Below are 14,388 nucleotides of genomic sequence, written 5' to 3' on the forward strand. Positions count from 1 at the left end.
CAGTGTTTCGGTGGTCATAGCGTCAGGGAAACGCCCGGTCCCATTCCGAACCCGGAAGCTAAGCCTGACAGCGCCGATGGTACTGCAACCGAAGGGTTGTGGGAGAGTAGGACACCGCCGGACTAACATTGAACAAGGTCTGGGACCTGGTCGAGAACCCCGAGTTCTCCCAGGTCCCAGACCTTTTTTTCATACCCGAAACCCGGGACACCCGTGACCAGACAGACGACACACGTGATCCAGCGGACGACACGGCATGGCGGCCTCCGCGACCTCGTGTCGTCCCCCTGATCACACGTGCCGTCCACCGGATCACACGAGTTCCGGCTTCAATCACGCGAGTGTCGGGTCCAGACACGCGAGTTACGGCCCTGATCACGCGAGTTACGCGACTGGACACAGGCGACCACACCGGAACACCCGTGACTGAACCCGTAACTCACGTGATCAGAGACGTAACTCGCGTGAGTAGAAACGTAACTCGCGTGAATAGAGGAGTCACGGGGTTGGACACATGAGTTACGGCCCTGATCACGCGAGTTACGGGGCTGGACACGCGAGGGGAGGGGCGGGAGTGGAGGGGTGGGAGTGGAGGGGAGCGCGGCGGGGGTTAAGGGGTTAGGGCGGGGAGGGTTTCGCTGAGGGGGCCGCGGACGACGGCGGAAGCCATGGAGTCGTAGGGCGTTTCGGAGCCGTTGCAGATCACCACGTCGGCGCCGGCCCGGGAAGCGACGCTCACCAGTGAGGCGGCAGGCTGCACGCTCAGCGAGGACCCGGCCACCAGCAGGAGGTCGCTCTCGGAGACGGCGGTCCGCGCGGCTCGGAGCAGGTTCTGGTCCAGGTGCTGGCCGAACGACACGGTGGCCGACTTCAGGATGCCGCCGCACAGCAGGCAGGGCGGGTCGGCCTCGCCCGCTCGGACCCGCTCCAGCGTCGAGCGCATGTCCTGGTGATCGTCACAGGACAGGCAGACGGACTCGAACATCGTGCCGTGCAGTTCCAGCACCCGCTCCGGCGCGAAGCCCGCCTTCTGGTGCAGCCGGTCGATGTTCTGGGTGACGACATGCGTCGGCGCCAGGCGCACGAGCGCGTAGTGGGCGGCATTCGGTGCCGCGTCCCAGCCGGGGTGCACCAGCCGCGCCTGCCACGTGCGTTCGCGTACCTCGCGACTTTCTCGGTACGCCTGGAGGTTCGACATCTTCTCCGCGGTCGGGTCGCGGGTCCACAGGCCCTGCGGGCCGCGGAAGTCGGGGATCCCCGAATCCGTGGAGATCCCGGCGCCGGTCAGTGCGACGACCCGGCCGGCGCCGGCCACGAGGGAGCGGGCGGTGCTCAGGGTGCTGGTCACCCGCTCATCATGCCTCTAGTTGAGCGCGCTGCCCGCTTGCCAGTCCGCCCACGACTTCGACCAGTCGCCGTAGAGGTCCCAGACCGGCAGCTGCGGGCCGCCGGAGTTGGTCACCTCGACGACGTCGCCGAGCCCCATGTTCTGGTAGAACCACTGGGCGTTCGCGGCGTTGAGGTTGATACAGCCGTGCGACACGTTCGAGCTGCCCTGCGCGCCGACGCTGTTCGGGTTCTCGTGGACGAACTCGCCGTCGTTGGAGATCCGCAGCGACCACTTCTCGTTCGCCTTGTAGTACCCCGGCTGGCCCTGGCAGACGCCATAGGTGCACGAGTCCATCGTGTAGTTCTCGTGTTTGTCCGAAATGACGTGGGCGCCCAAATGTGTGGGCGTAGCGTCCTTGCCCATGGAAATGGGCATCGATTTCGCCAGTGTGCCGTTGTGGAAGATCTGCATCTGCTCGGTGTTGCCGTCGGCTTTCGCGACCCAGGAATCGTGCACTTTGTACGTTTCCGTGCGGTCGGTCGCGCCGTAGACGCCATTGCCGAAATCTACGCCGTAGATCATCGCCGAAACCTTGAGCGTCGTCCCCGGCTGCCAGTACACCTTGGGGCGGTAGTGGACGTTCTTGTCGTCGATCCAGTACCAGGAGCCCTCCTGCTTCGGCGTGGACTCCACCGACAGCTTCTTCTCCACCTCGGCCTTGTTCTTCACCGGCTGGCCGAAGGCGAACACGATCGGCTGCCCGACGCCGACACCACCGGACGTGACCGCGGCGGGTGCCGGGATCAGGTTCGGGTTCGCCTGCTGCTTCGGGCTCAGCGTGGAGACCCTGCTCTGCTGCTCGACGGGCTTCCCGTCAGTGCCCTGGGCGTGCGCCACGATCTTGTAGGTGCCGCCGTAGCCGAGCGGCTCGGTGGTCTTCCAGCTGAGCCCGTCGCCCGCCAGTTCGCCCTTCACCTGGTTGCCCTTGTCGGCGTTGCTGACGGTGACGTCGATCAGCTTGCCGTGTTCGGCCTTGACCACCACCGGGATCGCCGGATTGACGTTCGTCCCGCCCGCCGGGTCGATGGTCACCGAAACCGGGCTTTCCTCCGATCCGGCACTGCTGCCTGCTGAATTCGGAGTGTCGCCGGCGGGTGAGCAGGCCGAGAACAGCACTACTGCGGCGAGTATTCCGGCCGTCGAAAGTAATGTCTTCTTGGGAAACATGTGATTCTCTTTTTACGTCGCTCGATCAGCGGAAAGTTCTCTTTCAAAACTACGCGACGAAGAAGACGTGATCGATGCCGGATGGTTGCCTGTCAGGCCACGACGAGACCCGGGGCACCATAAAGTCCGGGGCCATCGACGCTCAATTCGCCCAAGTAGGTCTTCGCGGCCTCATAAGCCTCGGCGGTGAGTGTCGTGGTGTGGCTGAAGTCCAGGGGACTGACGCGCACCGGCTTCGGCCCCGGCACGTAGACCACGGGTACCTCGGCCGCGGCGATGGGCGCCTCCAGTACGGCCTGGTTCCGCATGCTGATCATCGCGGTGAACATCATCACCTCGGCGAAGGTTTGCGGGGTGCCGGGCATCTTGCCGGGGAAGGCACAGTCGAGGACGACGAGCGACTTCGCGCCCATGGCGAGTGCCTGGCGCATCGGCACGTTGGCGACCAGGCCGCCGTCGTAGAGCATGCGCTCCCCGAACGGCACCGGCGGATAGATCCCCGGGATCGCGCAGCTGGCCAGCAGAGGCGCCAGTACGGGACCGGAACGGATGAGCAGCGGTTCGGCGGTGTCGACGTCGGTCGCGACGACGCCCAGCGGCAGCGCGAGATCCTCGAACCGGACGCCCTCGCCGATGTGCTCGTCGATGATCGCGGCGAGCCCGGTGTTGGGGAACAGGTTGGTCTTGCTGTGCCGCAGGGTCCGCACCTGGCTGAGCACGCCGCCGGGGAACGCCTCGTGCCGCGTCATCCGCGACCAGATCCGATCGAGCCGGGCGCCTGCCTCACCCTCGAGCGCGAGGACGGCGGCGTTCAGCGAACCCACCGAGGTGCCGACGACGAGGTCGGGCGCGATCCCTCTTTCGGTGAGCGCCCGCAGCATCCCGACCTGCATGGCGCCGAGACTGCCTCCACCGCCGAGGACGAAACCGATCGGCTGGGGCAGGTTCAAGGCGGCCATGCCCGGAATCTAGTCCTCCGCGCCGACCTTCGCCGGAGTGGCGTCTTCGACCGTGACGGCGGCGAGCGCCTTCTTCTTCTTGTAGCGCAGCAGGAAGAACACGGCGACACCCACCAGCACCCCGACGATCACCAGGCCGCCGGTGTTGAGCACGCCTTCGACCTTCTTGGCGGCCTCGCCGAGGGCGGCGCCGATGCCGATGTGGATGGCCGACCAGCAGGCCGCGCCCGCCGCCCCGGCGAGCAGGAACTTGCGGAACGGCAGCCCCGATGTCCCGGACGCCGCCGGGGTCAGCGTGCGGATCACCGGGAGGAACCGCGCGAAGAACACCGCCCACGCGCCTCGCCGTTCGAGCACGCCGGTCGCCTTGTCCCAGGCGTCGAGGCCGTACTTGCGGATCAGCTTCGTCTCACGCAGGCGCGGGCCGAAGCGTTTGCCGATCGCGTAGCCGAGCGAGTCGCCGAGTGCGGCGCAGACCGTCACGACGGCCCACAGGGTCAGGAACCGGGAGACCGACGTCGCCGTCGTGGCCGCGACCAGCAGCCCGGACTCGCCGGGCGCGATGAAGCCGAGCCCGATGGTGCATTCGGCGAACACCAGTCCGCCGGTCGCCGCGACCAGTCCCGGTTCCGGGAGACTCTGCAGCCAATTGAGAAGATCAGTTACCAACGCCACCAGGTCACTTTACTGATTCGTGACCTGGTGGGTGGCGATGTCGCGGAGAGGGTGACCGGAGTCACCGTGCCAGCAGCGAGCTGGCTTCCTGTGCGGCGGGTCCTGCGGCGGCGAGATGGGCCAAGTTCTCCGACAGCGGCTCGCCGCGGTGGGCCTTCGTCTGGGCGAAAAGGCGACCGGCGCGGTACGACGAGCGGACCAGCGGCCCGGCCATGACGCCGGCGAAGCCCATCGCCTCGGCGGCGTTCGAGTGCTCGACGAACTCCTCGGGCTTCACCCACCGGTCCACCGGGTGGTGACGAGGCGAGGGGCGCAGGTACTGGGTGATCGTCAGGATCTCGCAGCCGGCGTCGACCAGGTCCTTCATCGCGGGCGCGACCTCTTCGGGGGTCTCGCCCATGCCGAGGATCAGGTTCGACTTCGTCACCAGACCGGCCTCACGAGCTCGCGTGATCACTTCGAGCGATCGCGCGTAGCGGAAACCAGGCCGGATCCGCTTGAAGATGCGGGGCACCGTCTCCACGTTGTGCGCGAGCACCTCGGGGCGGGAGCCGAAGACTTCGGCCAGCTGGTCGGGGTCGGCGTTGAAGTCCGGGATCAACAGCTCGACGCCGGTACCCGGGTTCAGCGCGTGGATCTGGCGCACGGTCTCCGCGTACAGCCACGCGCCGCCGTCTTCGAGGTCGTCACGCGCGACACCGGTGACGGTCGAATAGCGCAGGCCCATCGCCTGGACGCTTTCGGCGACCTTGCGCGGCTCGGTGCGGTCCAGCTCGGCAGGCTTGCCGGTGTCGATCTGGCAGAAGTCACAGCGCCGAGTGCACTGGTCGCCACCGATCAGGAACGTCGCCTCACGGTCTTCCCAGCATTCGTAGATGTTGGGGCAACCGGCTTCTTCGCAGACGGTGTGCAGGCCTTCTCGGCGCACCAGGCCTTTGAGTTCGGTGAACTCCGGACCCATCCGCGCGCGCGTCTTGATCCACGGCGGCTTCTTTTCGATGGGAGTCTGGGAATTCCGGACCTCGAGCCGCAACAGCTTGCGGCCATCTGGGGCAGCACTCACTCCGTCACCCTACGCCCGCCGGAGCAGTGGTCGCCGCTCACGCGGGGTCGGGGGTGACGCCCGTCAACTTGGTGGTCACGTCCCACAACGCGGCGCCGAGCGATTCGCTCCTCGCGGCCGTCAGAGGACGCACCTTGACCGGGGCGCCGCGAAGTCCGCCGAGCCCGCGAGGGCCGATGTAGTCGCCGCCTTCGACCTCGGGGGAGGTCGCCGCGAACAGCTGCGGCAGCGTGCCCTGGCGGGCGTTCTGCGCGATGAAGATCTCGCCGATCCGGTTGCCCGCGCCGACGAGCGCGCGCACCACCGGGTTGCGGTAGGAGCGGGCCATCCCCGAACCGAGTCCGGTCCATGTGTAGCCGGGGTGTGCCGCGACGCTGACGACGTCCTCGCCCGCGGCGCGCAGCCTGCGGTCGAGTTCGAGCGCGAACACCTGATTGGAGAGTTTCGACTGGCCGTAGGCCGAACCCGGGTTGTACATCCGGCGTTCGAAGTTCGGGTCGGCGACGTCGATGCGCGCACCTGTCGCCGCGACACTCGACAAGGTCACGACACGCGCTCCCGAGCCGTCGCGCAGCGACGGCATCAGCAGCCAGGTCAGCACCGCGTGCCCGAGATGGTTCGTGCCGAACTGGGTCTCGAAGCCGTCTTTGGTGTGACCGCGCGGCGTCGCCATCACGCCCGCGTTGTTGACCAGGACGTCGAGCTTGCCGCCAGTCAGTTCCTGGACCTTCTTCACGGCTTCGCGGACCGAGTCGAGATCGGCGAGGTCCAGCCGGACGAGTTCGGGCGCTTCCCCGGTCGCGGCCGCGCGAACCTGCTCCAGCGCCTTGGCGCCGCGCTCCGGCGACCGGCAGCCGAGCAGCACGCGGGCCCCCTTGCCCGCGAGCACCTCGGACATGCGCAGTCCGAGCCCCGAGTTCGCCCCCGTGACGAACACGGTCCGGCCGGTCTGATCAGGGATGTCGGCTTCGGTCCAGCGCGCGTGAGCAGCCATGTCGGTACCTAACTACATCGTCGGCAGCGTCGCCACGCCGGATCAGGCGCTCGGCGCGAGCAACCGGAGCAGGTGACCCATGGGGCTGCGGCGGCGGGCGGGTTTCGCGTGCCGTCCGTGCCGGAGCAGGGTGGCGAACGCGCTGCCGACCTTGGTGATCTCTTCGGCCGGTTCGTTGCCGTCGGCCAGTCCCGCCGTCAGCGCGAGAGTGCGCAGTTCGGCTTCGTGCGACGGGATCAGCGCGGGGCGCCGTTCGAGGGCCGCGTCGAGAACGGCGCGGAGGGTCTCGTGCTCGGCGGTGGCGCTGTTCCAGGCGCGGGTGACGGCTTCGACCCTGTCGAGCGCGAGGTCCTGGTCGGCGTAGTCCGGATCGGTCATCTCGGCGCGGAGGTGACCGGCGAACACCTGGTTCCACTTGTACCGAAGCGCGAGCAGGAGCTCGTCCTCGGTGGCGAAGTACTTGGTGGCGCCAGGGATTGCTTCGAGTGAGATCGCGTCGGACGGGTGGTGACCCGCCTGGCGCAGTGCGGCTTCGAGGATGTCGCGCCGCTGGTAGAAGTCGTTCCAGCTCATGATTATGGGCTCCCCTCCGTGACCCGGTTCATACCGCAGGTTTGCGGCATACTCCCGGTACGGACCTGACAGGAGCCAACATACCATGGGTATGGAGTGGGACCGGCGGCGTAAAGTTGTGAAGGTGGCGACAATGAGGTCAAGGCGGCTGGACTATTCCGAGTCCACCCGGTCGGCACTCGTCGAGAGTGCTGTGGAGCTGTTCACCAAACGCGGGTACGCCGGCACGTCTCTCGACGAGATCGCCAAACGGGCCAGGGTGACGAAGGGCGCGCTCTACCACCATTTCAGTGGGAAGCAGGCGCTGTTCGAGGCTGCCTTCGACACGGTCGAGAGCCAGGTCTTCGACCGGCTCGAAAAGATCATGAACGGCCCGGCCTCGCCGTGGGAGCGGGCGCTGTCGGGGCTTCGCGGCTTCCTGCAGAGCTGCCTCGACCCGGCGTACCAGCGCATCGCGATCCACGAGGCGCCGGTGGTGATGGGCTGGGAGCGCTGGCGCGAGGCGGAAGAACGGTGCAGTTTCGGCCTGGTCCGCACCGGGATCCAGGCGCTCATCGAGGTCGGCGAGGTCGACGACGTCCCGGTGGACGTCACCGCGCGGCTGCTGTTCGGCGCGCTGTCGAGCGCCGCCATCGAGATCGCGAGTTCACCGGAGCCGAAGAAGGTCAGCGCCCAGGTCGAGGAGGTCCTGGTGCGGCTGCTCGTCGGATTCCGCCGGGTTCCGCCCGCCGAGCACGGGAAAGCGAGCTGACGAAGCCGTCTATAGGGTGGCTTCGTGGACCTCAGGATCTTTACCGAGCCCCAGCAGGGGGCCAGCTACGAAGACCTGCTCCGGGTGGCCAAGGCCACCGAGGACGCGGGCTACGACGCCTTCTTCCGCAGCGATCACTACTTGAAGATGGGTTCGGCGACCGGCCTGCCCGGGCCGACCGACGCGTGGATCACCCTCGCGGGTCTCGCCCGTGAGACCAGCCGTGTCCGGCTGGGCACCCTCGTCACCGCCGCCACCTTCCGGCATCCGTCGGTGCTGGCGATCTCGGTCGCGCAGGTGGACCAGATGTCCGGCGGCCGCGTCGAGCTCGGCCTCGGATCGGGCTGGTACGACGACGAGCACACCGCGTACGGCCTCGACCTGCCGCCGATCAAGGAGCGCTTCGACCGGTACGCCGAGCAGCTCGCCGTCGTCACCGGGCTGTGGGAAACGCCGGAGGGGGAGACGTTCTCCTTCGACGGCGAGCACTACAAGCTCGTCGGCTCGCCAGGCCTGCCCAAGCCCGCGCAGCGGCCCCGGCCGCCGGTGATCATCGGCGGTGGCGGCAAGAAGCGCACCCCGGCGCTCGCCGCCCGCTACGCCGACGAGTTCAACCTGCCGTTCGTGGGGCCCGACTTCGCCGCCGAGCAGTTCGGCCGCGTCGACGACGCCGCACGCCAGATCGGCCGCGATCCCAAGGAGATCCTCCGTTCGGCCGCGCTCGTCGTCGCCGTCGGCCGTGACGAGGCCGAGGTCGCCAAGCGCGCCGGCGTGATCGGCCGTGAGGTTTCGGAGCTGCGGGAGAACGGGCTCGCGGGGACGCCGTCGGAGGTCGTCGAGAAGATCGGGCAGTGGCGCGAGAAGACCGGGATCACCCGGCTCTACCTGCAGCTGCTGGACCTTTCGGATCTGGACCAGATCGAGCTGATCGCTTCCGAGGTCGCTCCTCAGCTGGACTGAAGTACGTGAAGGCCCCCTTCATTGCGCTAGACGCGGTGAAGGGGGCCTTCATGTACTTGGGTCAGTTCTGCAGGGCGAAAGTGACGCCGGGGGCGGCGGGTGCCTCGGGACGCGGCAGCCAGCGCTCGTCGTTCACCGGGAGGTCGCCATCCAGCGCGGCGAGCACGGCTTCGCGCGCCATCGGCAGCACGGAAGCCACGGTGACCTCGCGGTCAAGCTCGTAGGAAAGCGAAGTGACGCCCGCGTCCCGGATGCCGCACGGGACGATCTTGTCGAAGGCGCCGAGGTCGGGGTCGCAGTTCAGCTCGAAACCGTGCATGGTCACGCCGCGCTGGACGCGGATGCCGATCGCGGCGATCTTCCGCTCGACGCCGCGGTCGTCGGCCGGGATCCAGACGCCGCTGCGGCCCTCGACCCGGCCGGTGTGCACGCCGAGCTGATCGCAGACGGTGATCAGGGCCTCTTCGAGACGCCGGACGTAGTGCACGACGTCGATCGGGTCGGCGAGTTTGATGATCGGGTACCCGACCAGCTGACCTGGCCCGTGCCAGGTGATCTTGCCGCCGCGGTCGACGTCGATCACCGGGGTGCCGTCAGTCGGCCTGTCCTCGGCTTCGGTGCGCTTGCCCGCCGTGTACACCGACGGGTGCTCCAGCAGCAGCATGGTGTCCGGGCCATCACCGTCGGCACGCGCTGTCACGTGCTTTCGCTGGAGTTCCCAGGCTTCGGTGTAGTCGATCGTCCCGATCTCGCGGACGTCGACGGGCTCGGCGGAGGCGCGGCATGACGTGGTCGAAGAGCTCACGTCAGCGACACTACGCCGGGTCTTCCGGCAGGGGGAGCAGGCCCAGCCCGGCCGCCGAAATCAGGCCGACGCCGCCCACGGCGAGTACGGATCCCGCGGTGTCGGTCAGCCAATGCACGCCCAGCACGATGCGACAGAGCGCACCGACCGCCGTCGCCGCGGCGGCGATCGTCATCGCGAGCCGCGCCAGATGCGGACGGGTCCACGCGCACAGCAGCACCGCGACGAACCCGGTGCACGCGACGGCGACCACGTGTCCGCTCGGATAGCTCAGATCGGGGAATTCGCGAGGCCGTTCCCGGTAGAAGACCGGTTTCGCGATCAAGCTGGTCATCCGGCACAACAGCAGGACGACGGCCAGTTTGACGCACAACACGGTCAGGTCCCGGCGGCGCCAGGCGAGCACCGCCAGCACCGCGCCGAGCGCGAACGGGAGGACCGGGCCGAGGACGTTCGTGACCAGACCCGCCACGTGCCCGGAGGCCTGGGTGTGCTGGCCGCGGAACGCGTCGGCGAGGGCGACGTCCACCGGCGGCGGCCGCTGGTCGACGTACAACCCGAGGGTGACGAAACCGATCAGCAGCAGCGTTCCGGCGAGGGTGTACAGGCCACGCCGCACGGTCATGTCGCGGCGGCCAGCGCGTCCTCGAGGGTCGGATGGCGGAACGCGTAACCCGCCTCCTCCAGTACCCGGGGCAGGGCGCGCTGCCCGAACAGCGCCATCTCCTCGGCCGCCTGCCCGAGGGCGATCTTCATGGCGAAACCCGGCACCTGCCAGATCGCCGGCCGGTGCACGGCGCGGGCCAAGGTCTTCGTGAAGGCGGCGTTCGTGGCGGGCTGCGGTCCGCAGAGGTTCACGGGACCGGACAGAGATTCGTTCTCCAGCGCGAAAACGATCGCGCCGACCTCGTCGTCGAGCGAGATCCAGGGCATGTACTGCTTGCCGCCGCCGAGTTTCCCGCCGAGCCCCAAGCGGAACAGTGGCCGCAGGACGTCCAGGAGCCCGCCATCGCGCGCGAGCACCAGCCCGGTGCGGACGCGGACGACCCGGGCACCCGCGGTGGCCGCGCTCTCGGTGGCGCCCTCCCACGCGGTGCAGAGCCCGGCGAGGAAACCGCGCCCGACCGGACTCGATTCGTCCACAATGGAGGGACCGGGATCGCCGTAATAGCCGACGGCGGAGGCGTTGACCAGCACGGGGATCCCGTGCTCGGCGACGGCTTCCGCGAGTACCTCGGTCGGTTCGACCCGACTGTCGAGGAGTACCTGTTTGCGGGCCGCGCTCCAGCGCCCCGGCAGCAGGGGCGCGCCCGCGAGGTTCACCACGGCGTCGACCCCGTCGAGCGCGCCGTCGGCGATCTCCCCGGCCGGGGGATCCCAGCGGCGCTCGTCGGCCGCCCGCTCCTCCCGGCGCACAAGGCGGACCACTTCGTGCCCGGATCGGCGTAACCGGGTCGTCAGGGAGGTGCCGATCAGTCCGCTCGCGCCCGCGATCAGAACTCGCATGATCCGATCGTGTCCTATCCGCGATCCGGTCGCACGCTCAGGTTCTTCAGTTGCCCGGCGACGTCGGAGGCGGCGGTGAGCAGCACCAGCACCGGGATCGTCGCGGCGGGGCGGAGCCGGTAACTGCCGCGTTTGTCCTGCTCGACGATTCCGGCGCCGGTCAGCGCCTTGAGGTGGTGGTACAGCTGGCCGGGAGACCCGAGTTCGGCGGCTTCCTGCAGGGCGGGCGCGGTCTGCGCGCCCTTCTCGGCCAGCGTCCGCACGAGCGCCACTCGCGCGGTGCTGGACAGGGCCGCGAGCACTTCGACCCGCGGCCCGTCCGCGAACGCCAGCATCGGGCCGGGCGTGACGTTGATCGCCCAGCTCAATTCGAGGGGCTCGGTGAGTTCGCCGTGGTAGCCGACCAGGCCGCCGGGGCTCGCCGCGGGCTCGGCCTGGTGCTCGCTGTGCTGGTTTTCGAGCGCGGCGACCCGTGCTTCCAGTGCGGCGATCCGGTCGGCGAACTCAGCGTTCATACCGGTTATCTATACCGTCGCCTCAGCGGAGCGCTCGTTCCAGGGCGGTGAACCGCGCCGGGTCGGACAGCGCCGCGAGCACGAGATCGATGAGCGGCACGGCGTTCTGCATATCCTGGTCGCTCACGCCGGTGAGCAGGACGGCGGCCGTACCCGATCGTCCGCCCGGCCAACGGACGGAAAGACCGATGGTCAGCGAACGCGGCAGGCTTCCGCCCTTGAAGAGCACTTCGCTCGCTCCGGGCGGTACGCGGTCCGCCAGCGGCTTCGCGAGGATCTCGCGCGCGGGTGTGTAGAGGCCCTTCGCGATACTGCGGTGAAGCGAGAACAGTTCCGACGCCGAGCCTTGGCCGTGCCCTTTGATCCACGGCCACTGGGCATCGGAGGTGCCCGGCATGTCCGGCCAGCGCTCGAAGGCTTCGGCGCGGAACCGCGGCTCGCGGACGAACCGTCGTGCGACCGCGTCGCCCATCGCCCGCCGGACGCCGACCGGGCTGCCGGGCGGGGGCGCGTACTCCGGCATCATCAGCATCAGGACCTCGCCGCCCAGCGAACGGGTGTCCGGCCTCGGCCAACCGCCCCGCGCCGCCGCCCGCCGGAGGGCGGGATCGCCGAGGCGGATGCGGAGATAGTCGGTCGCTGCGTTGTCGCTGAAGAGGATCATCGCTTCGGCGAGCCTCGCCAGGGGGACGCGCTGTTCGGGGTCCTTGGCGATACCGAAGTCGTCGCAGGGGACGCCCAGCCAATTGAGCGCCTGGAAATGCGCGCGGCCGTCGGCGACGAAGGGGTGGTGAGCGTCCCAGTCGCCCATCCGGATCTGTTCCTTCGGGTCGAGCCTGCCCTCGGTGACCGCGACGGCGTACGCGCTGAGATGCACGACCTTGATGGACGAGGCCAGCACACACCGGGCGTCGGCGTCGCGCGCGGTACGGCGTCCCGCGCCGTCGTCGATCAGGACGGAGACATCGCCGCGGTGGGCGGCGATCCAGTCGAGCCAGCCCTGTGCGGTCGTCGTGTCCGGCTGGGCCGCGCTCGCGGTTCCCGGCAGCAGCAACGCCGCCGATCCCGCGGCGGCACCGGCCAGCAGATGGCGTCTCGTCAGCATGGGTGACATCCTTCCTCTAGTTTTCCGTAATTCCGGAATACTAGAGTTCCGGTGGCCTGTCAAACCCTCGCAAGTAGGTGACGAATTGCGGAGAGAAAGAAGAAGGCCCCCGCCCCGCCGAAGCGGGACGAGGGCCTTGATCGGCTACCCGAGGATCAGAGACCGAGCTCGTCCTCGAAGTTGCCCTCTTCCAGACGCTGCTTGATCGTCGTGACGAAGCGGCCCGCGTCGGCCCCGTCCACCAGGCGGTGGTCGTAGGTCAGCGGCAGGAACGCCATCGACCGGACGGCGATCGTGTCGTTGCCGTCGGCGTCCGCGATCACGACCGGGCGCTTCACGACCGCGCCGGTACCGAGCATGCCGGACTGCGGCTGCACGATGATCGGCGTGTCGAACAGGGCGCCGTTGGAGCCGATGTTCGTGATCGTGAAGGTGCCGCCCGACAGCTCGTCCGGCTTGATCTGGCCCGAACGCGCGCGGCCCGCGAGGTCCGCGATGCGGTGCGCGAGACCGGCGAGGCTGAGCTCACCCGCGTCGTGGATGACCACCGACAGCAGACCCTTTTCGGTGTCCACCGCGATCCCCAGGTGCACCGCACCGTGGTAGGTGATCTCCTTCGTGTCCTCGTTGTAGGACGCGTTGACGTTCGGGTGCTGCTTGAGCGCCTCGACGGTGGCCTTCGCGAAGAACGGCAGGAACGTCAGGTTGACGCCCTCGCGCTCCTTGAAGGCAGCCTTCGCCCGCTGACGCAGCTTGGCGACCTTCGTGACGTCCACCTCGTGGACCTGCGTGAGCTGCGCGGAGATCTGCAGCGACTCGCGGGTCTTCGTGGCGGTGATCTGACGGATCCGGCTGGCCTTCTGCACGGTGCCGCGCAGAGCGGCGAGCTCCGGCGAAACCGCGGCCTTGCGCGGAGCCGACGGGGCGGCGGCGGGAGCCGGGGCGGCGGCAGCGGGCTGCGCGGCGGGAGCCTGGGCGGCCTTCTGCTTGGCCTCGGCGGCCGCGAGCACGTCCTGCTTGCGGATGCGGCCACCGACACCGCTGCCGGTCAGCGACGACAGGTCGATGCCGTGCTCCGTAGCGAGCTTGCGGACCAGCGGCGTCACGTACGGCGCGTTGTCCGAGCCGTTGTCGCTGCTCGCCGCCGGCTTCGGGGCCTCGGCCTTGGGAGCCGGGGCGGCCTGAGGAGCCGGGGCGGGCTTCGGCGCGGGAGCCGCTTCGGCCTTGGGTTCGGGCTTCGGTTCCGGTTTGGGTTCCGGCTTCGGCTCGGGCTTGGGTTCCGGCTTGGGCTCGGCCTTCGGAGCCGGGGCGGAACCGGCGGCACCGATCACCGCGAGCACCCCGCCGACCTCGACGGTCTCGTCCTCACCGGCGCGGATCTCCAGCACGGTGCCGGCGACCGGGGACGGGACCTCGGTGTCGACCTTGTCCGTGGAGATCTCGAGCAGCGGCTCGTCGACCTCGACGCTCTCGCCGACCTGCTTGAGCCACCGGGTGACGGTGCCCTCGGTGACGCTCTCGCCCAGCTCGGGCAGCTTCACCTCGGTGCCTTCACCACCCGAAGCCGGCGCGGTGTCCGGCTGGGACGGCGCGGAGGCCTCCTCCTGCGCGGGCTCCGGCTCGGGCTCGGGCTGCGCCTCTTCGGCGGCGGGCTCGGCGGAACCGGAGGACTCCGGCACCCCGCCGGTCCCGTCGTCGATGACGGCGAGCTCGCCGCCGACCTCGACGGTCTCGTCTTCCTGCGCGCTGATCTTCACGACCTTGCCGGCGACCGGGGACGGGACCTCGGTGTCAACCTTGTCCGTGGAGATCTCGAGCAACGGCTCGTCGACCTCGACGGTGTCGCCCTCCTGCTTCAACCACCGGGTGACGGTGCCCTCGGTGACGCTCTCACCGAGCTCCGGCAACGTGACGGAGTAGGCCAT

15 protein-coding genes and 1 rRNA gene are annotated in these 14,388 nt (G+C 68.9%); 3 read left to right on the plus strand and 13 right to left on the minus strand.

Annotated elements, in window-relative coordinates; genetic code table 11:
* Window positions 1–6: 6 nt before the first annotated feature.
* Window positions 7–123, plus strand: a 5S ribosomal RNA gene (rrf, locus tag DL990_RS40285).
* 487 nt (window positions 124–610) lie between these two features.
* Here rrf and DL990_RS40290 read toward each other — a convergent pair.
* The 7 genes from DL990_RS40290 to DL990_RS40320 form a co-directional block, all read right to left on the minus strand.
* Window positions 611–1,348, minus strand: coding sequence for a Sir2 family NAD-dependent protein deacetylase (locus DL990_RS40290; protein WP_125801809.1), 738 nt, complete (start codon window positions 1,346–1,348; stop codon window positions 611–613).
* 15 nt (window positions 1,349–1,363) lie between these two features.
* On the minus strand, window positions 1,364–2,557 hold the full coding sequence (locus DL990_RS40295) for an Ig-like domain-containing protein (protein WP_125801810.1): 1,194 nt from the start codon (window positions 2,555–2,557) through the stop codon (window positions 1,364–1,366).
* Window positions 2,558–2,649: 92 nt separating this feature from the next.
* Entirely contained in the window at window positions 2,650–3,516 is an 867-nt protein-coding gene (locus DL990_RS40300; protein ID WP_125787955.1) for a patatin-like phospholipase family protein, read from the minus strand.
* A gap of 9 nt (window positions 3,517–3,525) precedes the next feature.
* The gene (locus DL990_RS40305) at window positions 3,526–4,191 is read right to left on the minus strand and encodes a DedA family protein (protein WP_125801811.1); all 666 of its coding nucleotides are present in this window, start codon (window positions 4,189–4,191) and stop codon (window positions 3,526–3,528) included.
* A 61-nt stretch (window positions 4,192–4,252) separates the two neighbouring features.
* Window positions 4,253–5,254: a lipoyl synthase gene (lipA, locus tag DL990_RS40310; RefSeq protein WP_125801812.1), complete on the minus strand. Its 1,002-nt coding sequence runs from the start codon at window positions 5,252–5,254 to the stop codon at window positions 4,253–4,255.
* 37 nt (window positions 5,255–5,291) lie between these two features.
* Window positions 5,292–6,248, minus strand: a complete 957-nt coding sequence (locus DL990_RS40315) for an oxidoreductase (RefSeq protein WP_125801813.1) — start codon at window positions 6,246–6,248, stop codon at window positions 5,292–5,294.
* 42 nt (window positions 6,249–6,290) lie between these two features.
* Window positions 6,291–6,821: a hypothetical protein gene (locus DL990_RS40320; protein WP_125787951.1), complete on the minus strand. Its 531-nt coding sequence runs from the start codon at window positions 6,819–6,821 to the stop codon at window positions 6,291–6,293.
* Between the two features lie 133 nt (window positions 6,822–6,954).
* Here DL990_RS40320 and DL990_RS40325 point away from each other — a divergent pair, with 133 nt between their 5' ends.
* Both DL990_RS40325 and DL990_RS40330 read left to right on the plus strand, forming a co-directional pair.
* A complete protein-coding gene (locus DL990_RS40325) occupies window positions 6,955–7,572 on the plus strand; it encodes a TetR/AcrR family transcriptional regulator (RefSeq protein WP_125787950.1) in 618 nt (205 codons plus the stop codon).
* Window positions 7,573–7,596: 24 nt separating this feature from the next.
* A complete protein-coding gene (locus DL990_RS40330; RefSeq protein ID WP_125787949.1) occupies window positions 7,597–8,532 on the plus strand; it encodes an LLM class F420-dependent oxidoreductase in 936 nt (311 codons plus the stop codon).
* 61 nt (window positions 8,533–8,593) lie between these two features.
* On the opposite strand, the gene lipB is transcribed toward DL990_RS40330, so the two are convergent.
* The 6 genes from lipB to sucB all read right to left on the minus strand — a co-directional run bounded on the left by lipB (window position 8,594) and on the right by sucB (window position 14,388).
* Window positions 8,594–9,337 carry a lipoyl(octanoyl) transferase LipB gene (gene lipB / locus DL990_RS40335; RefSeq protein WP_125787948.1) on the minus strand — a complete coding sequence of 248 codons (744 nt, stop codon included), beginning with the start codon at window positions 9,335–9,337 and terminating at the stop codon, window positions 8,594–8,596.
* A 10-nt stretch (window positions 9,338–9,347) separates the two neighbouring features.
* Window positions 9,348–9,962 carry a phosphatase PAP2 family protein gene (locus tag DL990_RS40340; RefSeq protein WP_125787947.1) on the minus strand — a complete coding sequence of 205 codons (615 nt, stop codon included), beginning with the start codon at window positions 9,960–9,962 and terminating at the stop codon, window positions 9,348–9,350.
* Window positions 9,959–10,843, minus strand: coding sequence for a TIGR01777 family oxidoreductase (locus DL990_RS40345; protein WP_125787946.1), 885 nt, complete (start codon window positions 10,841–10,843; stop codon window positions 9,959–9,961). The genes DL990_RS40340 and DL990_RS40345 overlap by 4 nt, the downstream gene beginning before the upstream one ends.
* A gap of 14 nt (window positions 10,844–10,857) precedes the next feature.
* Window positions 10,858–11,358, minus strand: coding sequence for a helix-turn-helix transcriptional regulator (locus DL990_RS40350; protein WP_125787945.1), 501 nt, complete (start codon window positions 11,356–11,358; stop codon window positions 10,858–10,860).
* Window positions 11,359–11,380: 22 nt separating this feature from the next.
* Window positions 11,381–12,463, minus strand: a complete 1,083-nt coding sequence (locus tag DL990_RS40355) for a serine hydrolase (RefSeq protein WP_125801814.1) — start codon at window positions 12,461–12,463, stop codon at window positions 11,381–11,383.
* Window positions 12,464–12,618: 155 nt separating this feature from the next.
* The gene (sucB, locus tag DL990_RS40360; protein ID WP_125801815.1) at window positions 12,619–14,388 is read right to left on the minus strand and encodes a 2-oxoglutarate dehydrogenase, E2 component, dihydrolipoamide succinyltransferase; all 1,770 of its coding nucleotides are present in this window, start codon (window positions 14,386–14,388) and stop codon (window positions 12,619–12,621) included.

This window comes from Amycolatopsis sp. WAC 01416 (assembly GCF_003947485.1).
Classification (GTDB): Bacteria; Actinomycetota; Actinomycetes; order Mycobacteriales; family Pseudonocardiaceae; genus Amycolatopsis.